This window comes from Sphaerisporangium sp. TRM90804, assembly GCF_029846175.1.
Classification (GTDB): Bacteria; Actinomycetota; Actinomycetes; order Streptosporangiales; family Streptosporangiaceae; genus Sphaerisporangium.
Genome location: NZ_JARWAC010000004.1, coordinates 41,672 through 67,957, shown reverse-complemented (window position 1 = coordinate 67,957; position 26,286 = coordinate 41,672). Strand labels below are relative to the sequence as shown.

General features: G+C 72.1%; 25 protein-coding genes and 1 riboswitch. Of the genes, 15 read left to right on the top strand and 10 right to left on the bottom strand.

All coding sequences use genetic code 11. The features are described from left to right. Positions 1 to 29: 29 nt before the first annotated feature. Positions 30 to 383 carry an iron-sulfur cluster assembly accessory protein gene (locus PYR91_RS04055; RefSeq protein WP_279777557.1) on the top strand — a complete coding sequence of 118 codons (354 nt, stop codon included), beginning with the start codon at positions 30 to 32 and terminating at the stop codon, positions 381 to 383. Between the two features lie 284 nt (positions 384 to 667). Further along, complete coding sequence (locus PYR91_RS04050) at positions 668 to 1,654, top strand: carbohydrate kinase family protein (RefSeq protein ID WP_279778021.1); 987 nt, start codon at positions 668 to 670, stop codon at positions 1,652 to 1,654. A gap of 13 nt (positions 1,655 to 1,667) precedes the next feature. On the opposite strand, the gene PYR91_RS04045 is transcribed toward PYR91_RS04050, so the two are convergent. Next, a complete protein-coding gene (locus PYR91_RS04045; protein ID WP_279777556.1) occupies positions 1,668 to 1,964 on the bottom strand; it encodes a sulfurtransferase TusA family protein in 297 nt (98 codons plus the stop codon). A 65-nt stretch (positions 1,965 to 2,029) separates the two neighbouring features. Beyond that, the gene (locus tag PYR91_RS04040) at positions 2,030 to 3,166 is read right to left on the bottom strand and encodes an aminotransferase class V-fold PLP-dependent enzyme (RefSeq protein ID WP_279777555.1); all 1,137 of its coding nucleotides are present in this window, start codon (positions 3,164 to 3,166) and stop codon (positions 2,030 to 2,032) included. Between the two features lie 406 nt (positions 3,167 to 3,572). Between PYR91_RS04040 and coxB the strand changes: the two genes are divergently transcribed. The 4 genes from coxB (at position 3,573) to PYR91_RS04020 (ending at position 7,782) form a co-directional block, all read left to right on the top strand. Next, the gene (gene coxB, locus PYR91_RS04035; RefSeq protein ID WP_279777554.1) at positions 3,573 to 4,235 is read left to right on the top strand and encodes a cytochrome c oxidase subunit II; all 663 of its coding nucleotides are present in this window, start codon (positions 3,573 to 3,575) and stop codon (positions 4,233 to 4,235) included. Then, positions 4,232 to 5,905 (top strand): cytochrome c oxidase subunit I, encoded by a 1,674-nt coding sequence (ctaD, locus tag PYR91_RS04030; RefSeq protein WP_279777553.1) that lies wholly within the window; start codon positions 4,232 to 4,234, stop codon positions 5,903 to 5,905. Before coxB ends, ctaD begins: the two co-directional genes overlap by 4 nt. Further along, complete coding sequence (locus tag PYR91_RS04025; RefSeq protein ID WP_279777552.1) at positions 5,902 to 6,297, top strand: cytochrome c oxidase subunit 4; 396 nt, start codon at positions 5,902 to 5,904, stop codon at positions 6,295 to 6,297. Before ctaD ends, PYR91_RS04025 begins: the two co-directional genes overlap by 4 nt. 336 nt (positions 6,298 to 6,633) lie before the next feature. Next, positions 6,634 to 7,782, top strand: coding sequence for an Ig-like domain-containing protein (locus tag PYR91_RS04020; protein WP_279777551.1), 1,149 nt, complete (start codon positions 6,634 to 6,636; stop codon positions 7,780 to 7,782). Between the two features lie 125 nt (positions 7,783 to 7,907). Here the strand turns inward: PYR91_RS04020 and PYR91_RS04015 are convergent, their stop codons facing one another. From PYR91_RS04015 to PYR91_RS04000, 4 genes are read right to left on the bottom strand one after another with little or no spacing between them, the layout of a single operon-like run. Then, on the bottom strand, positions 7,908 to 9,563 hold the full coding sequence (locus PYR91_RS04015) for a cytochrome bc complex cytochrome b subunit (RefSeq protein WP_279777550.1): 1,656 nt from the start codon (positions 9,561 to 9,563) through the stop codon (positions 7,908 to 7,910). Beyond that, complete coding sequence (locus PYR91_RS04010; protein ID WP_279777549.1) at positions 9,560 to 10,636, bottom strand: Rieske 2Fe-2S domain-containing protein; 1,077 nt, start codon at positions 10,634 to 10,636, stop codon at positions 9,560 to 9,562. Before PYR91_RS04010 ends, PYR91_RS04015 begins: the two co-directional genes overlap by 4 nt. Continuing rightward, positions 10,629 to 11,459, bottom strand: coding sequence for a cytochrome c (locus PYR91_RS04005; protein WP_279777548.1), 831 nt, complete (start codon positions 11,457 to 11,459; stop codon positions 10,629 to 10,631). The genes PYR91_RS04010 and PYR91_RS04005 overlap by 8 nt, the downstream gene beginning before the upstream one ends. Positions 11,460 to 11,476: 17 nt before the next feature. Next, positions 11,477 to 12,100 carry a heme-copper oxidase subunit III gene (locus PYR91_RS04000; protein WP_279777547.1) on the bottom strand — a complete coding sequence of 208 codons (624 nt, stop codon included), beginning with the start codon at positions 12,098 to 12,100 and terminating at the stop codon, positions 11,477 to 11,479. A 184-nt stretch (positions 12,101 to 12,284) separates the two neighbouring features. On the opposite strand from PYR91_RS04000, the gene PYR91_RS03995 reads away from it, so the two are divergent. The 3 genes from PYR91_RS03995 to PYR91_RS03985 all read left to right on the top strand — a co-directional run bounded on the left by PYR91_RS03995 (position 12,285) and on the right by PYR91_RS03985 (position 14,384). Then, positions 12,285 to 12,683, top strand: coding sequence for a hypothetical protein (locus PYR91_RS03995; protein ID WP_279778020.1), 399 nt, complete (start codon positions 12,285 to 12,287; stop codon positions 12,681 to 12,683). An 11-nt stretch (positions 12,684 to 12,694) separates the two neighbouring features. Beyond that, a complete protein-coding gene (gene trpD, locus PYR91_RS03990) occupies positions 12,695 to 13,777 on the top strand; it encodes an anthranilate phosphoribosyltransferase (protein WP_279777546.1) in 1,083 nt (360 codons plus the stop codon). Between the two features lie 79 nt (positions 13,778 to 13,856). Then, positions 13,857 to 14,384, top strand: a complete 528-nt coding sequence (locus PYR91_RS03985) for a GNAT family N-acetyltransferase (protein ID WP_279777545.1) — start codon at positions 13,857 to 13,859, stop codon at positions 14,382 to 14,384. A gap of 150 nt (positions 14,385 to 14,534) precedes the next feature. On the opposite strand, the gene PYR91_RS03980 is transcribed toward PYR91_RS03985, so the two are convergent. Together PYR91_RS03980 and PYR91_RS03975 are read right to left on the bottom strand one after the other, a co-directional pair. Beyond that, on the bottom strand, positions 14,535 to 14,822 hold the full coding sequence (locus PYR91_RS03980; protein WP_279777544.1) for an Lrp/AsnC ligand binding domain-containing protein: 288 nt from the start codon (positions 14,820 to 14,822) through the stop codon (positions 14,535 to 14,537). 100 nt (positions 14,823 to 14,922) lie between these two features. After that, positions 14,923 to 16,656: a DEDD exonuclease domain-containing protein gene (locus PYR91_RS03975; RefSeq protein WP_279778019.1), complete on the bottom strand. Its 1,734-nt coding sequence runs from the start codon at positions 16,654 to 16,656 to the stop codon at positions 14,923 to 14,925. A 144-nt stretch (positions 16,657 to 16,800) separates the two neighbouring features. Here PYR91_RS03975 and PYR91_RS03970 point away from each other — a divergent pair, with 144 nt between their 5' ends. Both PYR91_RS03970 and PYR91_RS03965 read left to right on the top strand, forming a co-directional pair. Further along, entirely contained in the window at positions 16,801 to 18,123 is a 1,323-nt protein-coding gene (locus PYR91_RS03970; protein WP_279777543.1) for an NYN domain-containing protein, read from the top strand. A 279-nt stretch (positions 18,124 to 18,402) separates the two neighbouring features. Beyond that, positions 18,403 to 19,350 carry a C40 family peptidase gene (locus PYR91_RS03965; RefSeq protein WP_279777542.1) on the top strand — a complete coding sequence of 316 codons (948 nt, stop codon included), beginning with the start codon at positions 18,403 to 18,405 and terminating at the stop codon, positions 19,348 to 19,350. A gap of 43 nt (positions 19,351 to 19,393) precedes the next feature. Here the strand turns inward: PYR91_RS03965 and PYR91_RS03960 are convergent, their stop codons facing one another. After that, positions 19,394 to 20,719, bottom strand: coding sequence for an MFS transporter (locus PYR91_RS03960; protein WP_279777541.1), 1,326 nt, complete (start codon positions 20,717 to 20,719; stop codon positions 19,394 to 19,396). A gap of 80 nt (positions 20,720 to 20,799) precedes the next feature. Next, positions 20,800 to 21,363: a helix-turn-helix domain-containing protein gene (locus PYR91_RS03955; protein ID WP_279777540.1), complete on the bottom strand. Its 564-nt coding sequence runs from the start codon at positions 21,361 to 21,363 to the stop codon at positions 20,800 to 20,802. Between the two features lie 497 nt (positions 21,364 to 21,860). After that, positions 21,861 to 22,022, top strand: a riboswitch (cyclic di-AMP (ydaO/yuaA leader). Between the two features lie 79 nt (positions 22,023 to 22,101). Between PYR91_RS03955 and PYR91_RS03950 the strand changes: the two genes are divergently transcribed. The 4 genes from PYR91_RS03950 (at position 22,102) to PYR91_RS03935 (ending at position 26,260) form a co-directional block, all read left to right on the top strand. After that, positions 22,102 to 22,695, top strand: a complete 594-nt coding sequence (locus PYR91_RS03950; protein WP_279777539.1) for a C40 family peptidase — start codon at positions 22,102 to 22,104, stop codon at positions 22,693 to 22,695. A gap of 162 nt (positions 22,696 to 22,857) precedes the next feature. Then, complete coding sequence (locus tag PYR91_RS03945; RefSeq protein WP_279777538.1) at positions 22,858 to 23,781, top strand: hypothetical protein; 924 nt, start codon at positions 22,858 to 22,860, stop codon at positions 23,779 to 23,781. Between the two features lie 23 nt (positions 23,782 to 23,804). Beyond that, on the top strand, positions 23,805 to 25,091 hold the full coding sequence (locus PYR91_RS03940; RefSeq protein ID WP_279777537.1) for a M48 family metallopeptidase: 1,287 nt from the start codon (positions 23,805 to 23,807) through the stop codon (positions 25,089 to 25,091). Then, complete coding sequence (locus PYR91_RS03935; protein WP_279777536.1) at positions 25,088 to 26,260, top strand: glycosyltransferase family 4 protein; 1,173 nt, start codon at positions 25,088 to 25,090, stop codon at positions 26,258 to 26,260. Before PYR91_RS03940 ends, PYR91_RS03935 begins: the two co-directional genes overlap by 4 nt. Positions 26,261 to 26,286: the final 26 nt, after the last annotated feature.

The window sequence follows — 26,286 nt, the reverse complement described above, 5'->3', positions numbered from 1 at the left end:
GGGCGGTTCGGGCAGACGGGGAGTCACACATGACGGTTGAGAGCAGCGAGACCACTCAGCAGGGCCTGGTCCTGACCGAAGCGGCGGCGGGCAAGGTCCGCAGCCTGCTGGAGCAGCAGGGCGAGGAGGGCTTGCAGCTCCGGGTGGCCGTGCAGCCGGGCGGCTGTTCGGGCCTGCGCTACCAGCTCTTCTTCGACGACCGCGCGATGGACGGGGACGTCGTCTCCGACTTCGGCGGCGTCAGCGTCGTCACCGACCGCATGAGCGCCCCGTATCTCACGGGCGCGACGGTCGACTTCGTGGACACCATCGAGAAGCAGGGCTTCACGATCGACAACCCGAACGCCACGGGTTCCTGCGCCTGCGGAGACTCCTTCAACTAGGCGGGCCCTCGGCGCCCCGCCCGCGGCTGACGCGCGGCGGGGTGCCGCCATGTCCGGGCGCCTGACGGCCGCGCCGGGCCGCGTGTCCGGGGCCGCGAGGCTCCTCTCCCAGGGAGCGGCAGGGGTGTCCCGCCATCACCGCAGGTCACGCTGGTGGTGAGGCCGGCGGTCCACCCGGCGGCGGCCCCGGCGGCACTCCGGGCGTGCTCGCCCTCCAGTGCTGTTCGAGTCCGGTGCCCTATTCTGGCGGCTAACCCCACTTGGACAACGAGGAGAGCGACCCCGTGCGCATCGCCGTCACCGGCTCCATCGCGACCGACCACCTGATGACCTTTCCGGGCAGCTTCGGTGAGCAGCTCATCGCCGAGCAGCTCGACCGGGTGTCGCTGTCCTTCCTCGTCGACGATCTGCAGATCCGGCGCGGCGGCGCGGCGGCCAACATCGCCTTCGGCATGGGCTGCCTCGGCCTGAACCCGATCCTGGTGGGCGCGGTCGGCGCCGACTTCGCCGACTACCGGTCCTGGCTGGAGCGCCACGGCGTCGACTGCGGCTCGATCCACGTGTCCGAGCTGCACCACACGGCCCGGTTCCTGTGCACGACCGACGAGCACCACAACCAGATCGCGTCCTTCTACACCGGCGCGATGGCCGAGGCGCGCGAGATCGAGCTGCGGCCGGTCGCCGAGCGCGCGGGCGGCCTCGACCTCGTGCTGGTCAGCCCCAACGACCCCGACGCGATGATCCGCCACACCGAGGAGTGCCGCCGGTACGGCATCCCCTTCGGAGCCGACTCCTCCCAGCAGCTCGCCCGCATGGACGGCGAGCAGATCCGCTCGCTGATCGAGGGCGCCGCGTACGTGTTCACCAACGACTACGAGAAGGCGCTGATCGAGCAGAAGACCGGCTGGTCCGACGAGGAGGTGCTCAGCCGCGTCGGCGTGCGGGTGACCACCCTCGGGCCCAAGGGGGCGCGCATCGACCGCCAGGGCGAGCCGCCCTTGCACATCCCCCCGGCCCCCGAGCTCGGCAAGGTCGACCCCACCGGCGTCGGCGACGGCTTCCGCGCCGGCTTCCTGTCGGGCCTTGCGTGGGGGCTGTCGCTGGAGCGCTGCGGCCAGATCGGCAACCTCACCGCGACCCACGTGCTGGAGAACGTCGGAGGCCAGGAGTACCGCCTGGGCCGGGCCGACTTCCTCGGCCGGTTCGCCGCCGCCTACGGGGCCGAGGCGGCCGCCGAGGTCGAGGCGCACGTCCGCTGCCCCCACCCCTGAGGGGGGGCGGGCTTCAGTAGTTGCGCCGCACGTGGATCGCCCAGCCGCCCTGCGGCAGGTCGTAGCTCGCCACGTGCTGGTGCGACTTGAGCCTGCACCACGCGGGAACGTCGGTGAACGCGGCGGGGTCGTCCGCGAGGACGGCGACCGTCGCGTTCAGCGGAACGTCGTTGATCTGCGCGGCCAGCATGATGATCGGGATCGGGCACTTGAGCCCGAGGGCGTCGATCGTGAGCGCGACCGGCGGCGCGGGCGTCTTCTCGGCCGGAGCCTGAGCCGGTGTCTCGGTCTTGCGCCGGCGCACCGTCATGAGCCAACCCCCGCCCTCGCGACCGTGTCGCGCGCCATCGAACCGTCTCCCGGCCCGCGCCTCACCTACGACCCCACTCCCACGCTCTCGCGGATGCGCCGCACGACGCCCGGCAGCACCGCGAGGAAACGGTCGACCTCCGCGCCGGAAGCGCCACGGGGCAGCGACACCCTGACGTTCCCATGCGTGAGCACTCCCATCGCCTCCAGCACGTGAGATGGACGTAGCGTACTCGCCGTGCACGAACTGCCGGACGACACGGCGAAGCCCGCCTTGTCCAGTTCCGTCAATATTGCCTCTCCTGGCACGTAGAGGCAGGAGAACGTGGTGATGTGCGGCGCGCGTTCCACCGGATCGCCGACCACCTCGACGTCCGGCACCAGGCGGGGCACCTCCCGGCGGATGCGGTCGACCAGCCCCGACAGCCGGGCGTTCTCCTCCCGCGCCTCGGCGACCCCGGCGCGCAGCGCCGCCACGGCAGCGACGACGGCGGGGACGTTCTCGAAGCCCGGCACCCTGCGCCGCTCCCGTTCGTCCTCGGGAAGGGGAGAGCTCCAGCGGGTGCCCTTGCGCACGGCGAGCAGCCCGACCCCGGCCGGCCCGCCCCACTTGTGCGCGCTGGCGGTCAGCACCGACCAGCCCGGCGGCACGGGCAGGCGCCCGGCCGTCTGCGCGGCGTCCACCAGCAGCGGCACGCCCGCCTCGCCGCAGGCCTCGGCCGCCTCCTGAACCGGCTGCAGCGTGCCCACCTCGTGGTTGGCGGTCTGCAGGCAGGCCAGGGCCGTGCCCTCCCGCGCGACGGCCCGCGCGAACTCGCCGGGGTCGACCCTGCCGGTGCGGCTCACGCCGACGACGTCCACGGTGCCGCCGTCGCGACGGTGCCGCTCGCCCGCCTGCAGCACGCTGGAGTGCTCCACCGCGCCGGTGACCAGGCGACGGCCGGCGCGCCGCCGGCCAAGCAGCGTGCCCAGCACGCCGAGGTGGACGGCCTGGGTGCCCGAGGAGGTGAACGACAGCTCCTCGGGCCGCGCGCCGATGATCTCGGCCGCCTCGGCCCGCGCCTGGTCGAGCAGGAGCCGCGCCCTGCGCGCCGATCCGTACAGCCGCGCGGGGTCGGCGCCCCCGGTGTCCAGGGCCGCCAGCAGCGCCTCCCGCGCGGCGGGATGCAGGGGGTGGGTGGAGGCCGCGTCGAAGTACGCCACGGGTTCATGCTCGCACCGGCCGCGCCGGGCGGGCGCACCGGGCCGCGCCCCGCGCCGGCCGGGAGTTCGCCGCCGCCCTCGGGCATGCCGGCGGCTCGCGGCCCCGCGCCCCCGCGCGGCCGCGCCGGGATGTTGCGGGGGTGGAAAGGAGGGCGGCCCTGATGCGCGCTAATGTGTCCCCCAGCGTGATGACAACCAAGAGCGCTTGTTGACGTGAAACTGGAAACGATCGCCCGGGAGGCAGACTCCTGGGCTTCAACTGTGGGGTAGGCGATCCGTGAGTCCGACCCGCCGTTCGACACGGCGTCCGTTGGCCCGCCGCAGGGTGCCTCGCGCCGCCGCCATGGCGACGCTGCTGCTCTCCCTGTCGGCGTGTGGAGGCGTTGGTACGTGGTCTCGTGGTGGCATGCCGGAAGGCGTCACCCGAGAGGCCGGCATCATGCAGAGCTTGTGGAACGGCGCGTGGATCGCCGCCCTCGGGGTCGGTGTGGTCGTCTGGGGCCTGATCATCTGGGCCTCCCTGTTCCACCGCAAGCGCAAGAACTCGCCGGACTCGTTGCCGCCCCAGGTGCGGTACAACCTGCCGATCGAGATCCTCTACACCACGGTGCCGATCATCATGGTGGCGGTGTTCTTCTACTTCACCGCCCGTGACGAGACCGAGGTCCTGAAGGTCTCGGCCAACCCCGACGTCAAGGTCAAGGTCGAGGGCTTCCAGTGGAGCTGGCGCTTCACGACCGAGTACGACGGCAAGAAGGTCCAGGTCGTCGGCACCCCGGCCCAGCGTCCGGAGCTCGTGCTGCCCGTCGACCAGAAGGTTCAGTTCGAGCTGAACTCCAAGGACGTGGCGCACTCGTTCTGGGTGCCGGCGTTCCTGTTCAAGCTCGACGTGCTGCCCGGGCTGACCAACCGGTTCGAGGTCACGACCCTCAACAAGCCCAGCACGTACGTCGGGCGCTGCGCCGAGCTGTGCGGCGTCGACCACAGCCGCATGCTGTTCACGGTGAAGCTCGTGCCTCAGGCCGAGTACGACCGATACGTCTCCACCCAGGCGGGGAGTGCCCAGTGACCGCCCTCAACGAACCCACGACCCAGGCGATCCCCGCGCCGAGGCGCGCCCGCAAGGGCACGGTCATCGCCAACTGGCTGTCCTCGACCGATCACAAGATCATCGGGCACCTGTACCTCATCTCGTCGTTCGTGTTCTTCCTGATCGGCGGCGTCATGGCGCTGGTCATGCGCGCCGAGCTCGCCCAGCCGGGCCTCGACTTCGTGAGCAACGAGCAGTTCAACCAGCTCTTCACCATGCACGGCACGATCATGTTGCTGATGTTCGCGACCCCGCTGTTCGCCGGGTTCGCCAACGAGCTGATGCCGCTGCAGATCGGCGCGCCCGACGTGGCGTTCCCCCGGCTCAACATGGTGAGCTACTGGCTCTACCTGTTCGGCAGCACGATCGCCGTCTCCGGCTTCCTCACCCCCGGCGGCGCCGCCGCGTTCGGCTGGACGGCCTACACGCCGCTGTCGGACGCCGTCTACTCCCCGGGCATCGGCGCCGACCTGTGGGTCATGGGCCTGTCGATGTCGGGCATCGGCACCATCCTGGGCGCGGTGAACTTCATCACCACGATCATCACCATGCGCGCGCCCGGCATGACGATGTTCCGGATGCCGATCTTCACGTGGAACATCCTGCTCACCAGCATCCTGGTGCTGCTGGCCTTCCCGGTGCTGGCCGCCGCGCTGCTGGCCCTGGAGGCCGACCGCAGGCTGGGCGCGCACATCTTCGACGCCTCGACCGGGGGGACGCTGCTCTGGCAGCACCTGTTCTGGTTCTTCGGCCATCCAGAGGTGTACATCATCGCGCTGCCGTTCTTCGGCATCATCACCGAGGTGCTCCCGGTCTTCAGCCGCAAGCCGATCTTCGGCTACATCAGCCTCGTCGGCGCGACGATCGCCATCGCCGGCCTGTCGGCGGCGGTGTGGGCGCACCACATGTTCGTCACCGGCCAGGTCCTGCTGCCGTTCTTCTCGTTCATGACCTTCCTGATCGCCGTCCCGACCGGCGTGAAGTTCTTCAACTGGATCGGCACGATGTGGCGCGGGCACCTGACCTTCGCCTCGCCGATGCTGTTCGCCGTCGGGTTCCTGGTCACGTTCCTGTTCGGCGGCCTCACCGGCATCATCCTGGCCTCGCCGCCGCTGGACTTCCAGGTCAGCGACTCCTACTTCGTGGTCGCCCACTTCCACTACGTCGTCTTCGGCACCGTGGTCTTCGCGATGTTCGCCGGCTTCTACTTCTGGTGGCCCAAGTTCACCGGCAAGATGCTGAACGACACGCTGGGCAAGTGGCACTTCTGGACGCTGTTCATCGGCTTCCACACCACGTTCCTGGTGCAGCACTGGCTCGGCGCCGAGGGCTTCCCCCGGCGGTACGCCGACTACTCGGCGCTCGACCAGTTCACCGACCTCAACGTGGTCTCGTCGATCGGCGCGTTCATCCTCGGCGCGTCCACGCTGCCGTTCCTGTACAACGTCTGGCGCACGGCCAAGTTCGCGCCCAAGGTCCTGGTCGACGACCCGTGGGGCTTCGGCAACTCGCTTGAGTGGGCCACCTCGTGCCCGCCGCCCCGGCACAACTTCACGACTCTGCCGAGGATCCGCTCCGAGCGCCCGGCCTTCGACCTGAAGAATCCGCACAGGCTCGCCCCGGTCGAGCAGCTTGAGGGGACACCATGAAAGTCCAGGGCTGGTTGTTCGTGCTGACCGGCGTCTTCTTCGCCGCCGTCGACCTCGTGTACTGGTTCTGGTCCAAGGAGCCGACCGGCACCACGGCGCTGGCGATCTCCGTCGGCCTCGCCCTGATGATCGGCTACTACCTGCTCTTCACGGCCCGCCGCATCGGCGAGCAGCCGGAGGACAGGAAGGACGCCGAGATCAGCGACGGCGCCGGCGAGCTGGGCTTCTTCAGCCCGTCGAGCTGGTGGCCGCTGTTCGTCTGCCTGGCCGTCGCCTTCATGACCGTCGGCTTCGTCATCGGCTGGTGGATGTTCATGATCGGCGTCGTCGCCGTGGTGATGACCTCCATTGGCTTCGTCTTCCAGTACTACCGGGGCCACTTCTCGCACTGACCCGGCCGCGCCGTCGGCGCGGGCCCACAACCTCATAGCTCACCGTTCGTCCCGACGCGGGCGGCCGAGGTTCCGTCAAGGAACCGTCGGTCGCCCGCGTTTCTTCTTTGCAGGACGTTTCGCCCGTATCTCCTTGGCTCTAGGTACACGACACGCTGTAACCGGGTAATAACTGACAAGGAGTGATCCATCGGAGCGGGGGAGACGTCAGTGGGACACGTCGAATTCCGGGTGATCGCCGTTGGAACAGGGGCGTTGGCCCTATTGCTGGCAAGCGGATGTTCCGGCTCCGGCACGGGGCCGGGCTCAGGAGAGGGAGAGCGCTCCGACGTCGCTGTGAGCGTCTCTCCGGTCGACGGGGCGAGCCTGGTGCCACCGGAGCTGCCCGTCACCGTCGGAGCCGTCAACGGGGCTCTCAGGAGCGTCACGGTGCGCGCCCAGGCGAGAGGCACCCCGGTGGAGGGGGTCGTCAGCGCCGACCGCACCCAGTGGCGCAACAAGCGCACCATGGCGCCGGGGGAGACCTACGAGGTGACCGTGGTCGCCGTGGGCCCGTCGGGCGCCACCAAGAAGGTGACCAGCCGGTTCTCCACGGTCCAGGCCACCCAGCGCTTCACGCTGAACACGATCATGCCGCACCGGGACCTCACGGGGCTCACCGTCGGCGTGGGCATGCCGATCATGCTGAACTTCGACAAGCCGATCGCCGACCGCGTGTCGGTGGAGCGGAACCTGCTGGTGCAGAGCTCCAAGCCCGTCGAGGGCGCCTGGCACTGGTTCGACGACAAGACGGTGGCCTTCAGGCCCCGGGAGTACTGGCCGGCCCACACCAAGGTCAAGCTGATCGCGCAGCTCGCCGGGGTGCACGGCGGCCCGGGGATGTACGGCGACCAGGACTACGTCCGCGAGTTCACGATCGGGCGGCACCAGGTCAGCACCGCGGACACCACGTCGCACCAGATGACCGTCAGGCAGGACGACAAGGTGGTGCGGACGATCCCGCTCAGCGCCGGGCGGGGAGGCGTCACCAAGTACTACACGACCAACGGCGTCCACCTGGCGATGTCGCGCGAGGACGTCACCACCATGACGTCGCCGGACGCCGGCCCGGGCAGCGCCGGTTACTACAGCCTCACGGTGTACGACACCGTGCGCATCTCCAACAGCGGCGAGTACATCCACGGCGCCCCGTGGTCGGTCGGCTCGCAGGGCAACTCCAACGTCAGCCACGGGTGCATCAACATCAGCCCGTCCAACGCCGAGTGGTTCAAGGAGACCACGCTCATCGGCGACCCGATCGTCGTCACGGGCTCGCCGCGCCCCCTGGAGCCCATGAACGGGTGGGGGCACTGGCAGGAGACGTGGCCGCAGTGGCTCCGCTGGAGCGGCCTGCGGTCGGGCTTCACCACCGAGGCCCTGGCGGCCCATCCGGCCGACTACACCGCCGCGAAGGTCGACGAGACGACCAAGAAGGAGCCCTCCTGAGCCGGAGGCCGCCCTCCCCGCCGGGGGAGACGGCAGGAGCGGACACGGGGAAGGCCCGGGCGCGACTCGCGCCCGGGCCTTCCCTCGTCCATCCGTGTGCGTCCGGCCTCCGGTGGCCGGTCGGCTCAGTGGCCGATGGACTTCTGGCCGTCCTCGCCGGCCCCGACGGCGGCCGGCGGGGTCTCGTGGGCCCCGTGCCCGTTGCCGTGGCCGTCCAGCGAGATCGCCTCGGTGTCGGCCGCGTAGGTCTGGCTGAGCTTCGCGCGGACCCTGCCGATCGGGCTGCGCATCCCGTTGGACGGGATGCCCTCGCCGTCGGGCCCCGCGGTGATGGCGGGGATGGGCTGCTTGCCCCTCATGTGCTCCACGAGGTCCTCGGCCGGGGGCACGTGGACCTCGATGTACTCCCCGCTGGGCAGGCGCTTGATGACGCCGGACTCCACGCCGTGCGACACCACGTCGGCGTCGCGGCGCTGCAGTGCGATGCACAGGCGGTAGGTGACGAAGTACGCCAGCGCGGGGCCGAGGAAGATGGCGACCCGGCCGATCTCGGTGGTGGTGTAGAGCGGGATGTGGAACTTCGCCGAGATCCAGTCGTTGGCGCCCAGCAGCCACAGCACGCCGTAGAAGGTGATCGCCGCCATGCCGATCGAGGTGCGGTGCGGGTTGTTGCGGGGACGGTCGGCGAGGTGGTGCTCGCGCTTGTCGCCGGTGATCCACTGTTCGGCGAACGGGTAGAGCGCCAGGCCCGTCATGATGATGCCCATGGGCACCAGGGCCGGTATCAGGACGCTCAGCGGCAGCGTGTACCCGAGGAAGTTGATCTCCCAGGCGGGCATGATGCGCAGGGCGCCTTCCAGGAAGCCCATGTAGAAGTCGGGCTGCGAACCGGCCGAGATGTCGGCCGGGGTGTACGGCCCGAACAACCAGATCGGGTTGATCTGGGCGACGGTGCCGAGCAGCGCCAGCACGCCGAAGGTGAACAGGAAGTACGCGCCCGACTTGGCCATGAACGACGGGTAGAACGGCGCGCCCACCACGTTGGTGTCGGTGCGGCCCTTGCCCGGCATCTGGGTGTGCTTCTGCACCCACATGAGGATCAGGTGGGCGGAGATGAGCGCCAGCAGGATGCCTGGGATGAGCAGGATGTGCAGGCTGTAGAACCGCGAGATCACGTCGTGGCCGGGGTACTCCCCGCCGAACAGGAAGAACGAGATGTACGTGCCGACCACCGGGATCGAGATCGCCACGCCCTGGGTGATCCGCAGGCCCGCGCCGGAGAGCAGGTCGTCGGGCAGGGAGTAGCCGGTGAGGCCCTCCAGCAGGGCCAGGGTGAGCAGCAGCACGCCGATCAGCCAGTTGAGCTCACGCGGCTTGCGGTACGCCCCGGTGAAGAACACGCGGAGCATGTGCACCATCATGCCCGCCACGAACAGCAGCGCCGCCCAGTGGTGGATCTGGCGGATCAGCAGGCCGCCGCGCACGTCGAAGGTGATGTGCAGGGTCGAGGCGTACGCCTCGGACATGTGCACCCCGACCAGGGGCGGATACGAGCCCTGGTAGGCCACCTCGCCCATGCCCGGCTTGTAGAAGAACGTCAGGAACGTGCCGGTGAGCAGCAGGATCACGAAGGAGTACAGCGCGATCTCGCCGAGCAGGAACGACCAGTGGTCGGGGAACACCTTGCGCAGGTTGCGCTTGAGGAAGTTGCCCGCGCCGATGCGGTCGTCGATGAAGGAGGATGGTCCTGCGATGGCCTTGGGAGGTGCGTCGAGACTCATGCCTGCCCCCTAGCTCTGGCTTCGGCCTCGGCGTCGCCGCGCTCCCAGAAGCTGGGACCGACCGGGACGGCGAAGTCGCTCTGTGCGATGAGGTAGCCCTGGCTGTCGACGCTGATCGGCAACTGGGGCAGCGGACGGGCGGCGGGGCCGAAGATGACCTTCGCTCCGTCGGCCGCGTCGAAGGTCGACTGGTGGCACGGGCAGAGGATGTGGTGCGTCGTCTGCTCGTAGAGCGCCGCCGGGCAGCCCACGTGGGTACAGATCTTCGAATAGGCGACGATGCTGTCGTGCGTCCAGTTCAGTTTAGTACCCGGCTTGATGTCCTCCGGACGGAACTTGATGAGGATCAACGTGGCCTTGGCCAGGGCGTTCAGGTCGTCTTCGTGGCCCTCGGGCACGATCGAGAGGATGCCGCCGGGGGAGTTGAAGTCGGCCGCCCTGATCGGCTCGCCGGTGCCCTCCACGATCAGGCGCATGCCCTTCTTCCACACCGTGTGCCGCAGCGTCGTGCCCGGCAGCGGGCCGAGGTCCTTCAGCAGCACCAGGGGGAGCAGCCCGAGCGGGGCGGCGGCCAGCAGCAGCGTGCGGCGCAGCAGCTTGTACTTGACGAAGCCGCTCTCGTTCGCGCCCTGCAGGAAGGTGGCGCCGATCTCCTCGCGCACCGCGGGCGGGGAGGCCATCGTGTGACGCTCCTGCACCAGGCTGTACTTGGGCATCATCATGCGGACCCAGACCACGATGCCGGCGGCCAGCGCCAGCAGCGCGACGGCCAGGGTGCCGCCGAGCGCCATGTTCGAGGTGGCGACCTTGTCGATCGAGCCCACCTGGAAGATCACGTAGGCCGCCACGAACCCCACGCCGGCCAGGAAGGCGACCAGGAACAGCAGGGCGGCGGCGCGCTCGCCCTTGCGGGCGGTGGCGGGGTCGGGGAACTGCACGCCCTCGTGGACGATCGGCTCGGCGTCCGCGACGGGCGCGCCGAGCGCGGAGCCGTTCCCCGGCGGGGGGGTGCCGAGGACGCGCCTGGGCACGCGCTCCTCCGGCAGGCCTGGGTCGTTCGGGTTCTCAGTCATGGGTGACCTGACGCTTCTTCGCGGTGATCCAGATGGCGGCGAGGATGAGGAGGCCGATGCCGGCGATCCAGGCCACCAGGCCCTCGGTCACCGGGCCGATGCGACCGAGGCCGTTGCCGCCCGGGTCGGTCTGCTCGCGCATCGTGACGATGTAGGCGATCATGTCGCGCTTCTGCTCGGGGGTGATCGTGCTGTCGTTGAAGACGGGCATCGCCTGCGGGCCGGTCGCCATCGCCTCGTAGATCTGGGTGGGCGTGGCGGGGTTCAGGTCGGGCGCGTACTTGCCGTAGGTGAGGCCGCCTCCCGAGCCGACGAAGTTGTGGCACTGGATGCAGTTGGCCCGGAACAGCTCGCCGCCCTTGGCGGGGTCGCCCTTGGCGGGGTCGACCTCCTCCAGCGAAGGCTTGGTGGGGCCGCCGCCCAGCGACTGCACGTACGCGGCGAGCTGCCGCACGGTGGTCGGGTTCACCCACTCCGGCGGGCGCTTGCGCGGGGCCTGGGGGGCCGGGTTGGCGAACGGCATGCGGCCGCTGGAGACCTGGAAGTCGACGGCGGCGGCGCCGACGCCGATGAGGCTCGGGCCCGACGCACCGCCAGACGAGTAGGTGCCCTCGGCGTTGAGGCCGTGACAGCTCGCGCAGTGCGCCGCGAACAGATCCTTGCCCGCCGCCACGTCGTCCGCCTTGCCGGAGGCGATCGCCGCGTCGGCCCGGTCTCCTCCGGGCGCCAGCAGGGCGTACACCCCTCCGAGGAGGCTCAGCGCCAGCAGGAGGACGGCGTATCGCGCGAGCGGATGCCGCCTCCGTGCGGTGATCGAGTTCACCGAAACCCTCGTTCCGATCATTTGATGATATAGATGGTCGCGAAGAGGCCGATCCAGACGACGTCGACGAAGTGCCAGTAGTAGGACACGACGATCGCGCTGGTGGCCTGCTCATGGGTGAAGCGCTTCGCGGCGTACGTGCGTCCCAGCATGAACAGGAACGCGATCAGACCACCGGTCACGTGCAGCCCGTGGAAGCCCGTGGTCAGGTAGAACACCGAGCCGTAGGCGTTGGTCGACAGCGACAGGCCCTCACCCATGAGGACGCTGTACTCGTAGACCTGGCCTCCGACGAACCACGCGCCCATGAGGAAGCTGACGATGTACCAGAAGCGGAGCTTCTGGACCTGACCCTTCTCGGCAGCCCACACGCCGAGCTGGCAGGTCACACTCGACAGGACCAGCACGATCGTGTTGACGAGCGCGTAGGGCACGTCCAGGTGGGCGCCTTCGGGCAGCGTCGGCCAGGGATTGCCCTGGCCGAGGGTGACCGACCGGATGGTGAAGTACATCGCGAACAGCGCCGCGAAGAACATGAGCTCAGAAGACAGCCACACGATCGTGCCTACGCTGACCAAGTTGGGCCGGCGGGACGAGTGTGCTGTCGTCGTAATTGCGGATGCTGTCGCCACGCGCAGCATTATTGCGGCTGGAGTGGTCGGTCGGCGCACGACCCCCCGGTTGAGGGCACTTCCGCGCCCAAAAACCGGACATACAGCAGGAACCACGTCAACTACGGCTGCCCTGGGCTTCCGTCGGCGGGGACGGGTACCATCCGTGGTGACCATACCTCCTCTTCGATCGATAGTGAGCGCCACCGTGAGCATGAGGGTTCTCGTCTACAGCGACGACGCAAGCACCCGTGAGAAGGTGCGGCTGGCGATCGGGCGGCGTCCCGCCGCCGACGTGCCCCTCGTCGAGGTCGTCGAGTGCGCCACGCAGCCGGCGGTCCTCAAGCACCTCGACTCCGGCGAGATCGACGTCGCGGTGCTCGACGGCGAGGCGGTCCCGGCGGGCGGCATGGGCGTCAGCCGCCAGGCCAAGGACGAGGTGTACGACTGCCCGCCGATCTGCCTGATCATCGCGCGCCGCGACGACCGCTGGCTGGCCGACTGGTCGCGCGCCGACGCCGTCGTGGCGCAGCCGATCGACCCGATGGCGATGGCGGAGGCCGTGGCAGGCCTCATGCGCCGCCGTTCGGCCTCCCGCATCTCCTCTCACTGACCGGAGCCGTCATGGACGCGCGCACCACCTGGCCCGCGCTGCTCACCGCCCTGCTCACGCGCGAGAACCTCAGCGCCGACGAGACCGCCTGGGCCATGGACGAGATCATGACCGGGGCGGCCACCCCGTCCCAGATCGCCGCCTTCGCCATCGCGCTGCGGGCCAAGGGCGAGACGGTCGCCGAGGTCACCGGCCTGGCGCGCACCATGCTGGAGCGCGCGACCCCGCTGTCGGTCGAGGGGCCGACGCTCGACATCGTCGGCACCGGCGGCGACCGCGCCCACACCGTGAACGTCTCGACGATGGCCGCGATCGTCGCCGCGGCGGCGGGGGCGCGGGTCGTCAAGCACGGCAACCGCGCCGCGTCGTCCTCGTGCGGCGCGGCCGACGTCCTGGAGCACCTGGGCGTGGTGCTCGACCTGCCGCCGGAGCTCACCGCCCGCACGGCCGGCGAGGCGGGCATCGCCTTCTGCTTCGCGCCGGTCTACCACCCGGCCCTGCGGTTCGCGGGCCCGGCCCGCCGCGAGATCGGCGTCCCGACGGTCTTCAACTTCCTCGGCCCGCTGACCAACCCGGCGCGGCCGTCCGCCCAGGCGATCGGCGTGTACGACGCCCGCATGCTGCCGGTGGTGGCCGGGGTCTTCGCCGAGCGCGGCGTGTCGGCCCTGGTCTTCCGGGGCGACGACGGCCTCGACGAGCTGTCCACCGCCGCGACCTCCTCGGTGTGGGTCGTCAGGGAGGGCACGGCCACCGAGACCACCTTCGACCCGCTCGCCATCGGCGTCCCGCGCTCGGAGCCCGACGCGCTGCGCGGCGGCGACGTCGAGTTCAACTCCCGCGCCGTCCACGACCTGGTCGGCGGCAAGCCCGGCCCCGTCCGCGACGCCGTCCTGCTCAACGCCGCCGCCGGCCTGGTCTCCCTGGACGCCCTGAGCGCGAACGCCCCCGCGTCCGATCACGCCGCCCCCGGCGAGGCCCTGACCGCCGCCATGTCGCAGGCCTACGCCCGGGCCGCCACCGCCGTCGACACCGGAAAGGCCGCCGCCACCCTGGCCCGCTGGATCGACATCAGCCGCTCCCACCGCGCCTCCTGACCACGGCGCGGCCCCGCGCCCCGGCCGGAGCGATGCCGCCGCGTACGTGCTCACAACCGGTCGCTGAGATATTCCGGCCATGGATGCGAGCGCGACGACGGATCCGATACGGCCGGTCCGGGCGGCGCCGTGGGCCGGGTCGGGCCGTCCCGTGGAGTGGGCGCTGCGGCCCGCGGAGCCGGCCGACGTCGAGGCGATCGCGGAGCTGCGCGCGGCGGTGATGCGTCCCGACCTGGAACGGCTGGGACGGTTCGACGAGCACCGGGTGCGGCAGCGGCTGCGCGACTCCTTCTCCCCGCGGCACACCTCGGTCATCGTGGCCGCCGGCGCCCTCGCGGGCTGCGTCGCCGTGCGCCCGGCCGAGGACGGGCGGTGGCTGGAACACTTCTATCTCGCCCCCGGCCTGCAGGGCCGGGGGGTCGGATCGGCCGTCCTGCGCGCCCTGCTGGCGCGGGCCGACGCCGACGGCGCGCTCGTCCGCCTCGACGTGCTGCGCGGCAGCGCCGCACGGCGGCTGTACGAGCGGCACGGGTTCGCCGTGGAGGCGCAGGACCCGATCGACGTCCACATGGTGCGGCGGCCGGGTGCGGGCGCCCTCGGGACGTGAGGGGGCTCGCGGGCGCGCGTGGAACGCGCCCTCCCCGCCGGGGCGTGAAGCGGCGGGCAGACGCCCGGCCCGTGGAGCCGCGCGCCGCGCGTCGGCCGGCCGTGCGTCAGCCGGTCGCGAGGCCGGCGGCGTGGTCGCTCACGGCCTCGTTCAGTCGGCCTCGTTGAAGCCGATGGAGAAGGCCGCTTCGAGGTCGTGCTTCGAATAGGTGCGGAAGGCCAGGTGGGTCTCGGTGGCCAGGACGCCGGCGACCTTGTTGATGCGGCCGGGGACGACCTCGGCGACCTGCTCGTAGGCGTTCACGCGCACCATCGCCACCAGGTCGTAGTCGCCGGTGATCGAGTAGACCTCGCTGACGCCGTCGAGCTCGGCGATGGTCTCGGCGACCTCGGGGATGCGGTCGACCTCCGCCTTGATGTGCACGATCGCGGTGACCATACGTGCTCTCTCCTTCGAGTGCGGCTTGCGCCCGACTCTAGCGCCGCGTCGCCGCCGCGCCGCCACCCCCTGGGCCCAACCCGGCCAACCCGGCCGCGGGTCAGCGCAGCGGGCGGCCCTCGCGCGGGTGGCGGACGTCGCGGCCCTTGTAGGCGAGGTCGATGCGTTCCTTGAGGCGGCCCGCGCCGCGGGCCGGCTGGCTCCAGGTGCCCTCGACGCGGACCAGGCGAACGCCGGGGGAGTCGAGCCAGCGCAGGATGCACTCGCTCTCCTCGGCGATCGCCGCGGGCAGCGGGCCGGGGCCGGGGGTGACGGTCTCGGCCGTGGCCACCAGGGCGTCGACGAACGGCGTGGGGTGCGCGCCCCTCGGCATCACGCCCGCCGCCGTCAGCCGGCCGTGCCGGACGACGTGGATCTCCCACCCGCCGTCGAAGGCGGGGCTGGCCGCGACCAGCTCGGGGATGCCGGTCAGCGACCGCAGCCGCTGCATGCGCGCCGCCGTGCGGACGTAGACGGCCAGCCGGTCGCGGTCGACGGCGGCCTCCTCGTAGCGCTGCTCGTCGGACAGGCGCCGCATGCGCGCCTCCAGGGCCGAGAACACCGGCCCCGGATCGTGCTCCATGGCGCCCCGGGCGTCCTCGACGTGGCGGCCGTAGTCGTCGGCGCTCTCGCGGCCCTCGCACGGCGCGCCGCAGCGGCCCATCTCGGCCAGCGCGCAGGCCGGGCGCCTGACGCGCGCGCTGAGGCGCTCGGTGCACTGGCGCAGCGGGAGCGCCTCGTGCAGGGCCGACCTGGCGTCCTCCGCGCCGCGCGCGGAGCTGAACGGGCCCAGGTAGGTGGCCCGGTCGGCCTTGACCTCACGGACGATCGACAGCCGGGGGAACGGCTCGTCGGTCAGCTTGAGCCACACGACCTTCTCGGGGAAGCGGGAACGGCGGTTGTAGCGCGGCTTGGTGGAACCGATGAGCCGCAGCTCGCGGACCTCGGCCTCCAGCCCGGTGGCGCAGACGATCGGCCGGACGCGCTCGGCGATGCCGATCATCTCGCGGATGCGCGGGCGCGTCTCGCTCGCCGTGAAGTAGGACCGCACCCGCTGCCGGAGGTCGCCGCTCTTGCCGACGTACAGCGCCTCGCCGCGCTCGTCCTCGAAGACGTAGACGCCGGGGACGCTCGGGATGCCGTCGGCCAGGTGCCGCTTGCGCTTCTGCTCGCGCGTGGGCGCCCGGACGAACCCCTTGAGCTCCTCCAGGGTCTGCACGCCGAACGACCCCACCCGCTCGATCAGCGCGTGCAGCACGTCGACGGTGGCCCTGGCGTCGGCCAGGGCCCGGTGGCAGGGCTCGGTGGCGCTGCGGAACACCCGCGCCAGCGTGGACAGCTTGCAGTTGGGCACCTCGTCGCGGGTGAGCACCCGCCGGGCCAGATCGGCGGTGTCGACCACCGGATTGGCGGGCGGCGGGTAGCCGTGCGCCTGGCAGGAGGCCTTGATGAAGCCGACGTCGAAGGGGGCGTTGTGCGCCACCAGGGTGGCGCCGCCGGCGAACTCCAGGAACGCGGGCAGCACCCGCTCGATCGGCGGCGCGGCGATCACCATGGCGTCGGTGATGCCGGTGAGCACGGTGATGAACGGCGGGATGGGCCGCCCGGGGTCGACCAGCGTGGCGAACTCGCCGATCACCTCGCCGCCCCGGACCTTCACCGCGCCGATCTCGGTGATGGCGTGCTCCAGGTGTGACCCGCCCGTCGTCTCAAGGTCGAAGACGACGAAGGTCACCTGCCGCAGCGGGGTGCCGAGTTCGTCAAGAGTGCCTTGAACGCCGATCTCCACGCCCATGACCATACGAGCACTCTCCGACAGTTTCGAGCGGACCCCACCCTCACCCGGGCACGCGCCGGAACCGCCCTGACCACATACCCGTCAGCCGTACCCTTGACGGATAGACAACTATTGAAGAGGCCGATAGCTAGGGGAAGACGGATGAGTTCAGCCGGAGAAGGCCTGTCTCGCCCGCTGCCCGAGCAGGTCCGTTTACATGTCGTCGAACTCGCCGCGCAGGTGCTCGGCACCATGCCGCCCGCGACGATCCCCGCCCCGCTGAAGGGCATCGCCAGGTTCGACCCCCGCAAGCGCGCCCGCCTGGGCAGCGCGCCGATCGCCGCGCAGCTGGAGACCGACAAGGAGTTCCGCGAGACCGTCGCCGAGTCGCTCCAGGAGGCGTGGCCCGAGATGGTCGCCAGCCTGCGGGAGGGCACCGTCCCGCCCGCCGCCGAGCCGGTGCTCGTCGCGGCCGCCGCCTATCTGACCCGCCCGCCCGGCTGGCCCGACCTGGTGGAGACCGCGCGCGCCGACCTGGAGCAGTCGGCCGCCGCGGCGGAGGGCAACGCCCAGGAGCAGACCGTCGTGCGGCTGCGCGAGCAGCTCGCCACGCAGCGGGTCGCGGCCAAGGAGGAGACCGACCGGCTGCGCGAGCAGCTCAAGGCGTCCCGCGCCGAGGTCTCCGACCTGCGCCGCCGCCTGCACGACGTCCGCGAGCGCGGCAAGCTCGCCGAGGAGCGCGCGGCCGAGGCCGAGGCCCTGGCCCAGGAGGCACGGGCCGCGGCGGCCTCCGCGTCGGGCGCGGTCGACACCGAGCTGCGCCGGCTGCGCGAGCGCCTGGCCGACGCCGAGCGTGCGCTGGAGGCCGGCCGCCGCGCCGCGCGCGAGGGCCGCAGCATCGAGGACGCGCGCATCCGCGTGCTGCTCGACGCCCTGCAGGACGCTTCGGCGGGGCTGCGCAGCGAGCTGGGCCTGCCCGTGGCGATCACCAGGCCGGCCGACTCCGTGAGCGCCGTGGCCCCCAGGGGCCCCTCGGTGCGGGCCGTGCCGGCCCGCGCCCTCGCCGACGACGACCCGGCCCTGCTCGACCAGCTCCTGGCCATCCCGCACCTGCACCTCATCGTGGACGGCTACAACGTCACCAAGTCGGGCTACCCGTCGCTGACCCTCGTCGACCAGCGTTCGCGGCTGGTCACCGGGCTCGGCGGCATCGCCGTGCAGACCCGCGCGGAGGTCACGTGCGCGTTCGACGGCGCCGAGCTGAACGGCCCGGTGCAGGTGTCGGCCCCGCGCGGGGTGCGGGTGCTGTTCAGCGCGCCCGGGGAGATCGCCGACGACCTCATCCGGCAGCTCGTCCGCGCCGAGCCGCCCGGGCGGGCGGTGGCCGTGGTCTCCTCCGACCGCGAGGTCGCCGAGTCGGTGCGGCGCATGGGCGCCCGCCCCGTCCCCGCCACCCTGTTGCTGCGGCGCCTCGGCCGCTCCTGAGCGCCGCCGCGGAAGCCCGGCGGGGCCGGTCGCCCGGGCCCGTCTGACCGCCGTTCCTGACCGCCGGCCCTGACCGCGCGGCCCCGCCGGGCGGTCGCGCTCCGCCTCCAGGTCACGGCGGCGTTTCGACCCACGCAAGACCAGAACATTTCATGGGTAAAGGTAGAGGCGTTCTTGACCCTTCTGTAGGATCACGGCCCAGGTTTACTCACTTGTCTCACCTTTGAGGGGGCTGGCGTCCCAGTGGTCGTGCGCATCCGGTCAGTCGCGCGTGTTTCGGTGACCGCCGGCCTGATGGCCGTCGTCATGGTGACGCAGGCCGGTGGGGCCGGGGCCGAGCCCAAGCCCACCGCCGCCCAGGCCAAGGCGCGGCTCGAGAAGCTCAGCGACCAGGCCGACAAGGTGGTGGACAAGTACAACGACGCGAGCGAGCGCTACAAGAAGGCCAGGAAGGCCTACAACGCCCTCAACGGCCGGCTCAAGGGGCAGCTCGAGCGCATCGAGGGGCTGCGCGCCGGCCTGGTGTCGGTCGCCGTCAGCAGCTACCAGACCGGCGACCTGCTCGCCTGGCCGAACCTGATCACCCAGGGCGACCCCGACATGCTGCTGAGCGGCCTCGCCTCCGTCGACCAGCTCTCCGCCGGCCGCTCTCGCTCGCTGGCCGAGTACGAGAACGCCATCAAGGGCCTCAAGGGCGACCGCGACAAGGCCAAGAACGGCTACGACGACGCGCTGAAGCTGCTCGACGAGCTGCGCGAGCAGAAGAAGGACGTCGAGAAGCTCGTCGGCGAGCAGGAACGCCTGCTGCGCCGGCTGAACGCCTTCAAGGCCGGCAACCCCAACAGCGGTGGCATCAAGTACACCGGGCCCGCCTCCGGGAACGCGCGGGCCGCGCTCCAGTTCGCCTACGCGCAGGTCGGCAAGCCCTACCGCTACGGCGGCACCGGGCCGGGCTCCTGGGACTGCTCGGGGCTCACGCAGGCGGCCTGGCGGGCGGCGGGGGTCTCCCTGCCCCGCACCGCGGCGTCGCAGTACTCCTGGGGGGCGTCCCGGCGCGTGCCGCTGAGCGCCCTGCAGCCGGGCGACCTGGTGTTCCGCTCGGGCCTCGGGCACGTCGGCATGTACGCCGGCGACGGCAAGATGGTGCACGCCCCCCGCACGGGCGACGTCGTCAAGGTCGTGCCGCTGTCGTCCTACCACGGCCTCATGGGCGCCATCCGCCCCTGACGGCCGCTCCGCTCCGCCGAGGCCGGGCGGGCCGGCCGGGCGGTCAGCGCGCGCCTGCCGGCTCGTGACCATGGCCGGGCGGTGCGGCCGGCAGGTCGCGGTGGCGCCGGATCGGCCCCGCCAGCAGCACGAGCGCCGACACCGCCGCCATCCCCGTCATGATCCACATGGTGGGGCGGGTGCCCAGGGCCGTGCCCAGCGTGCCGCCGAGCAGGGCGCCCAGCGGGATCGTCCCGTAGTTGAGGAACTGCATGCTGACGGTGATGCGGCCCAGCATGGGGCGCGGGCAGTAGACCTGACGGAAGCTTCCCTTGATCACGTTGCCCGCGACCACCGCCGCGGACACGACCAGCCCACCGGCCACCATGAAGGCCAGGCCGGCCCCCGGGCGGGCGAGCGGGATCAGCAGGCCCGCGGGCGAGCCGCACAGCAGGCACGTCAGCAGGGCCCGGGCCGTCCCGAGACGCCGGCCGATCCAGGGCGCGAGGGCGGCGCCGGCCACCCCGCCGAGGCCGGTCGCCGCGATGAGCCCGCCGACCACGCCCGGGCCCACGCCGACCTCGCGGACGAGGAAGACGACCAGGATCGCCTGGTACCCCGTGAGCGCCAGGTTGCTGGCGGCGCCGAACGCGGTCAGGACCCGCAGGTAGGGATCGCGGACCACGAACCGCAGGCCCGCGCCGATCTCCGTGCGCAGGCTCGTTGCGCGGCGGGCGCGTTCGACGGGCTTCTCCCGCGCCTTGACGGCCATGAGGCACAGCGCCGAGACCAGGAAGGTGGCGGCGTCGGCGAGCAGCCCGCTGACCGCGCCGAGCGCCTGGGCGGCCAGGCCGGCCGCGCCGGGCCCGGCCACCTGGGCGGCGGACTCGCTGCCCTGGAGCTTGGCGTTGGCCTCCGGCAGGTCGGCGGCGTCGACCACCGTCGGCAGGTAGACGTGGTAGGCGGTCTGGAAGAACACCGTCGAGACGCCCGCGAGCAGGGCGACGGCCAGCAGGTGCGTGATCGTCAGCATGCCGATCCACGCGGCGACGGGGACGCTGAGGAGCAGCAGGAGCGAGGCGAGGTCGCAGGCCAGCATCACCGGCCGACGGGGGAGCCGGTCGATCCAGGCTCCGGCGGGCAGCCCGACGACCAGCCACGGCAGCCAGGTGGCGGCCGTCAGCAGCGCGACGGTGAACGTGCCGGCTCCCAGCGTCGTGACCGCCACCAGGGGCAGCGCGACGCCGGTCAGGGTACTGCCGAACGCGCTGGTGGTCTCGCCGATCCACAGCATCCGGAAGTCGCGTTGTCGCAGCAGCCCGCCGGGACGCCGTCGCTCGGCGGGGGCCGGAGGGGGCGTGGCGGCGGCAGGGGCGGGCGGGCGGCTCACGGCGGTCTCGGAGGGAGGTGCGGGGGCGTTCGGCGGGTGCGGGGGCCTTCGCGGGGGCGTGGGGGAGCGGGACGGCGGGGTCACGGGCGGCCGGGCACGCCGAAGGCGAACAGGAAGACCGGGTCGCGGCGCTCGCCGTCGTCGGGGATCTCGCGGTCCGCCCAGCGGTCGAGGACCGCGGTGAGCTCCGCCGACAGCCGCGACAGCTCGCCGGGGGTGAGCCGCAGCCACTTGTCGGTGGAGAAGGGGGCGTCCTCCCACGCGGCGCGCTCTTGCTCGCCGGCTGCGAACCAGGCCCTGACCAGGCCGACGTGGTGGTCGAGGTTGAGCGACTCGGCCGCGCTGGCCACCGGGTCGTCGGCGAAGTCGGCGGTGGACCAGCGCACGCCGGCCGACACCAGCCGCCACCAGCGCTCCCGGCGGTCGCGGGCCAGCTCGGGGGCCTCCTCGACCAGCTCGCAGGCGGCGAGCACCCGCAGGTGGTGGCTGATGTTGGCGACGGCCTGGCCGGTCGCGGCGGCGAGGGCGCTCGCGGTGGCGGGCCCGTCGACCTTCATCACGTCCATGAGCCGGCGGCGCAGGGGGTGGGCCAGGGCCGCGAGCACCCGCGAGTCGGTGATCTGCCGCACGTTCCTCTTGTCCATGCGCTCACGCTGACATGCGCAACGGTTGTTGCGCAATGGCGATTTAGAAAATCTTGTTGCAGGTATACCGGATCGGACTGCCCGGTCACGATGCGTCGCCGTCAGGGCCTTCGGTGGACGAGGTTCGAGCGAGAGATATGTCCGCTTTGCGAGGTGTACTGGAGGGCCTCCGCGGATCGTTCCGCCGGGCAAGATCGTCGACAGATGTGACGTAAGTGACAGATGGGGCCAGTCGCAGGCCCTGTTCTGGAATGTGTGAGGGGAATCACATTCGCATAACAGGGGCGACCGTTATGCAGGGGTTTCCTGCGTCGATCATTCGTACTGATCTACGGCTTATGTCCCCGGCCTTTGCTTAGATTTGGCGTTCTGTGTAGCTTCTGGCCCGCAGCGAGCACGCCATGCCGCCGCGAGGAAAGCCGGTCGCCTCGACCGGTATGTCCAGACAAATCCATTGGTCACCGCCGTCCCAGTTATGCGCGAACAAGGACCGCGGTGGCGGTGACCAGCCGAATCCGTGCAGCCAGGAGCACGGAACCGGGGACCCAATTGATCCCCTCACCAGGGGATCGGGGGTGAATCGGCGCCTTTGCGGGCCGTAGGGCGACTTCCAAGCCCGAATCCGTCAGCTAACCCGGTAGGCGAAAGTGGAAGAACCAAGGAGCGATCCTGTCCAGCACCACCAACACCCCTCGCCTGTCTCGCTTCGCTCGTCTCTCCGGTGGGGTAGCTCTCACCGTGACGGCCTCCGTCGGAGCGGTCGCGGCACAGGCGACGGCGGCTGACGCCGCCACGCAGCAGGCCGGAGTACAGCAGGTAGCCCCGCGCGAACCGGGGGTGCAGCAGGTAGACCCGCAGGAGGCGGGGGTACAGCACGCAGCCCCGCAGGAGGCGGGGACACAGCAGGCCGGCACGCGGCAGGGAGCGACGCAGAAGGCGGCCGCCAAGCTCAGCAAGGCGGCCAAGCAGCGGATCAAGGCCACCACGGCGGTGACCGTGGCCAGGAAGCAGATCGGCGACCCCTACCGGTACGGCGCGAGCGGACCGCACGCGTTCGACTGCTCGGGGCTCGTGATGTTCTCCTGGCGCAAGGCCGGCGTGAAGCTTCCCCGGATCGCGGCGAGCCAGTACCGCTCGATCAAGAAGAAGATCTCCTGGAAGAACCTCAAGCCAGGAGACCTGATGTTCTTCCGCGGCCTCGGTCACGTCGGCATGTACGTCGGCAAGGGCAAGATGATCCACTCGCCGAACAGCGGTTCGCGGGTCCGGGTCGACAAGCTGAGCGGCTACCGCAAGTCCAGCTTCGTCGGCGCCGTCCGCCCAGGCATGTGATCCGCGCGCCGGGAGACCTCCCAGGGACGCCTTCCCAAGAGGCATCTCCAGGCGCACGCTGACACGCCCCCCGTGAAGGCCCCGTCCACCACCCCTCGCGTGGACGGGGCCTTCGCATGCCCCGTACCGCTCGCACCGCGGTGACGGCGGTAGATTGCCCGCATGCGTGTCATCTGGCTCTGCGCGGTCCTGGCGGGGCTGCTGGGCACGCTCACCGGCCAGCCGCCGGTCATCGCCCCCGGGCCCGCCGAGGCGGCGCCCGGCGGGTTCCAGAGCCGCGCACAGGCCGTGCTCGCCGCGCACCCCGAGATCTGGGCGGGCGCGGAGGTCGTCCGGGGCGAGCGTTCACTGGTGATCGGCCTGCCCGGCGCGTTCCCCGCACTCGCCGGGGCCGTCGCGGCGCCCGCGGGCACCGCCGCCCGTGCGGGCGCGGTCGCCGCGGCCCGGAGCCGGCTCGCCGGCATCGCCCGCGCGGCCGACCGGGCGAGCAGGGCCGTCGCCCGTCTCGCCGGGACGGTGCGGCCGCTGATCCTGGTGCCCGCCACCACCGAGCAGGCCGCCGTGCTCGCGGCGCCCGCCGCGCTCGGCGGGCTGGCGGCGGTGGCCGGCCCCGACCGCGTGATCGTCGAGCCCCGTTCCTTCGACCGGCTGACGGTCGCCGGGCGCGACGTCGTGCTCGCTCACGAGCTGGCCCACGTCGCCCTCGGCGCCGCCACCGACGGGCGGACGCCCAAGTGGCTCGTCGAGGGCCTGGCCGACTACATCGGCTACCTTGACGCCGGCATCCCGGTCCGCACGGCCGCGGCCGAACTGGCGGCCGACGTGCGCGCCGGGCGGGCGCCGCGGTCGCTGCCCGATCGCGCCGACTTCGCGACCGGCGCGCCGCGCCTGGCCCAGGCGTACCAGGAGGCGTGGCTCGCCTGCCGGTATGTCGCGGCCCGCTTCGGCGAGCGGGCCCTGGTGACCCTCTACCGTGAATCCATGCGAAGCGACCCCCGCACGGCCCTCCGGCGGACACTCGGGCTCACCCCGGCGGAGTTCACCGCCGCCTGGCGCTCACACGTCCGCGCCGAGCTCCGGCCGTGAGCCGGTCCACGGCGGGAGGGCTGATGGAGGACACCCGGCGGCACGGTGTGGGCGGCGCGGGGGCGCGGGCGGCCGGCGTGGGGCTGCTCGTGCTCGGCGGGGCGCTGGTCGTGGTCGCCGCGCTCACGACCCCGTGGCGTTCCCTGCCCGGCGGCGCGCCCGCCGTGGTCCCCGATCCCGCGCGCGACTTCACCGCGGCGCAGATCGCGCGCGCCGAGGCGTTCGACGCCGCCGTCAGCCTCCCGTCGTACCTGTCCCTGGCGGTCACGCTCGTCGTGGCCGGCGTGCTCGTGCTGACGCCGGCCGGAGCCTGGGCCGCGTCCCGCCTCAAGGGGCCGTGGTGGCTGCGCACGCTGCTCGCCGTGCCGCTGATCTCGGCGGTGAGCCTGCTGCTCAAGTGGCCGCTCGGCATGTGGTTCGAGGCGCGGCTGCGCGAGTACGGCCTGTCCACGCAGGGCTGGCCCGCCTGGTCCGCCGACCGGCTGAAGAGCTTCGCCGTCCAGACCGTGCTCATCACGATCATGGTGCTGGCCGTCGTCTGGCTGGCCCGGCGCGCGCCCCGCCGGTGGTGGATCCCGGCCGCCGGCGGCGCCGCCGCGCTCACCGTCGTGGCGTCGTTCGTCTACCCCCTGGTGGTCGAGCCGCTGTTCAACGACTTCACCCCGCTCCCGGCCGGGCCGCTGCGCTCGGAGCTGATCGCCATGGCCGCCCGCGACGGCGTGCCCGTCGAGGACGTCCTGGTCGCCGACGCCTCGCGCCGCACGACCGCGCTGAACGCCTACGTCTCGGGGTTCGGCGCCACCCGGCGCATCGTCGTCTACGACACGCTGTTGCGCGCCCCGGCCGGCGAGGTGAAGCTGGTCGTGGCGCACGAGCTGGGCCACGCCGACGAGGGCGACGTCCTGTACGGCACGCTCGTCGGCGCGCTCGGCGCCGCCGCGGGCGCGTGCCTGCTCTTCCTCGTGCTGTCCTGCGGCCGGCTGCGCCGCAGGACCGGCGTGGCGTCCGTGGGCGACCCGCGGGCGGCCGGGCTGCTGCTGGGGCTGATGAGCATCGCCACCGTGCTGTCCGGGCCGGCCGAGAACCTCGTCAGCCGGCACATCGAGGCGCGTGCCGACGTGCACGCCCTCGACCTGACCCGCGACCCCGCGACGTTCGCCGCGATGCAGAAGCGCCTGGCCGTCACCAACATCTCCGACCTGTCGCCGAGCGCGTTCGAGTACCTCATGTACGCCTCCCACCCCACCTCGCCGCAGCGTCTCGCGCTCGCCCGGTCCTGGGCACGGGTGAACGGGCTGCCGGAGCCGTGACCGGGCACCACGGCGACCGGGCGCTGATCGTGACCAACGACTTCCCGCCGAGGCCGGGCGGCATCCAGGCGTTCGTCCACGCCCTGGCCGTGCGCCGCCCGCCCGGCTCCGTGGTCGTCTACGCGCCCCGGTGGAAGGGATGCGAGGAGTTCGACGCGCGGCAGCCGTACCGGGTGGTGCGCCACCCGACGTCGCTGATGCTGCCGGGGCCCGGCGTGGCCAGGCGGGCGGCGGAGCTCGTGCGGGCCGAGCGGTGCCGCACGGTGGTCTTCGGCGCCGCGGCCCCCCTCGGGCTGCTGGCGCCGGCGATGCGCGCGGCCGGGGCCCGGCGGGTCGTCATGCTCACCCACGGCCACGAGGCGGCCTGGGCGGGGATGCAGCCGACCCGTGCCCTGCTGGCGCGCATCGGCCGGCACGCCGACGCCGTCACCTACCTCGGGGAGTACACCAGGAAGCGGCTGGCGCCGGTCATCCCCGCCTCCCGCCTGGTGCGGCTGGCGCCGGGCGTGGACACCGAGGTGTTCCGGCCCGGGGCGGGCGGCGCCGAGGTGCGGGTGGCGCTCGGCGTCGGCAACCGGCCCGTCGCGGTATGCGTCTCGCGCCTGGTGCCGCGCAAGGGGCAGGACATGCTGGTGAGGTCGTGGCCCGCCGTGCTGCGGCAGGTGCCGGACGCGGTGCTGCTGCTGGTCGGCGGCGGGCCGTCCCGCAAGGCACTGGAGCGCGCGATCGCCGAGCGAGGCCTCCAGGCGTCGGTGATCGTGACGGGCTCGGTGCCGTGGAGCAGCCTGCCGGCGTACTACGACGCCGGCGACGTGTTCGCCATGCCCTGCCGCACCCGCCTGAACGGCCTGGACGCCGAGGGCCTCGGCATCGTCTACCTGGAGGCCTCCGCCACCGGCCTCCCGGTCGTCGCCGGCCGTTCGGGAGGCGCGCCCGACGCCGTCCGCGACGGCGAGACCGGCGTCCTGGTCGACGGCACGCGCCCCGCCCAGGTGGCGTCCGCGGTGGCGTCCCTCCTCAAGGACCCGGCCCGCGCCCGCGCCATGGGCGAGCGAGGCCGCGCCTGGATCGAACGCGAGTGGCACTGGGACCTGGTCTCCGACCGCTTCGCCACGGTGCTCACCGGCGAAGACCCCCCCAAGCCCGACTCGGCCGAAACCCTTCCCTGACCCGCCCGCCGTGCACGGTGGTCATG

What these genes read in the sequence shown, in the direction of transcription:
- PYR91_RS03985 (WP_279777545.1), top strand. Translation starts at nt 13,857, where the DNA reads ATGGATGCGAGCGCGACGACGGATCCGATACGGCCGGTCCGGGCGGCG.
- trpD (WP_279777546.1), top strand. Translation starts at nt 12,695, where the DNA reads ATGGACGCGCGCACCACCTGGCCCGCGCTGCTCACCGCCCTGCTCACG.
- PYR91_RS03970 (WP_279777543.1), top strand. Translation starts at nt 16,801, where the DNA reads ATGAGTTCAGCCGGAGAAGGCCTGTCTCGCCCGCTGCCCGAGCAGGTC.
- PYR91_RS03975 (WP_279778019.1), bottom strand. Translation starts at nt 16,656, where the DNA reads ATGGGCGTGGAGATCGGCGTTCAAGGCACTCTTGACGAACTCGGCACC.
- PYR91_RS04045 (WP_279777556.1), bottom strand. Translation starts at nt 1,964, where the DNA reads ATGACGGTGCGCCGGCGCAAGACCGAGACACCGGCTCAGGCTCCGGCC.
- PYR91_RS03955 (WP_279777540.1), bottom strand. Translation starts at nt 21,363, where the DNA reads ATGGACAAGAGGAACGTGCGGCAGATCACCGACTCGCGGGTGCTCGCG.
- PYR91_RS03980 (WP_279777544.1), bottom strand. Translation starts at nt 14,822, where the DNA reads ATGGTCACCGCGATCGTGCACATCAAGGCGGAGGTCGACCGCATCCCC.
- PYR91_RS04015 (WP_279777550.1), bottom strand. Translation starts at nt 9,563, where the DNA reads ATGAGTCTCGACGCACCTCCCAAGGCCATCGCAGGACCATCCTCCTTC.
- coxB (WP_279777554.1), top strand. Translation starts at nt 3,573, where the DNA reads ATGCCGGAAGGCGTCACCCGAGAGGCCGGCATCATGCAGAGCTTGTGG.
- PYR91_RS03995 (WP_279778020.1), top strand. Translation starts at nt 12,285, where the DNA reads ATGAGGGTTCTCGTCTACAGCGACGACGCAAGCACCCGTGAGAAGGTG.
- PYR91_RS03945 (WP_279777538.1), top strand. Translation starts at nt 22,858, where the DNA reads ATGCGTGTCATCTGGCTCTGCGCGGTCCTGGCGGGGCTGCTGGGCACG.
- PYR91_RS03940 (WP_279777537.1), top strand. Translation starts at nt 23,805, where the DNA reads ATGGAGGACACCCGGCGGCACGGTGTGGGCGGCGCGGGGGCGCGGGCG.
- PYR91_RS04000 (WP_279777547.1), bottom strand. Translation starts at nt 12,100, where the DNA reads ATGCTGCGCGTGGCGACAGCATCCGCAATTACGACGACAGCACACTCG.
- PYR91_RS04010 (WP_279777549.1), bottom strand. Translation starts at nt 10,636, where the DNA reads ATGACTGAGAACCCGAACGACCCAGGCCTGCCGGAGGAGCGCGTGCCC.
- PYR91_RS04025 (WP_279777552.1), top strand. Translation starts at nt 5,902, where the DNA reads ATGAAAGTCCAGGGCTGGTTGTTCGTGCTGACCGGCGTCTTCTTCGCC.
- PYR91_RS04055 (WP_279777557.1), top strand. Translation starts at nt 30, where the DNA reads ATGACGGTTGAGAGCAGCGAGACCACTCAGCAGGGCCTGGTCCTGACC.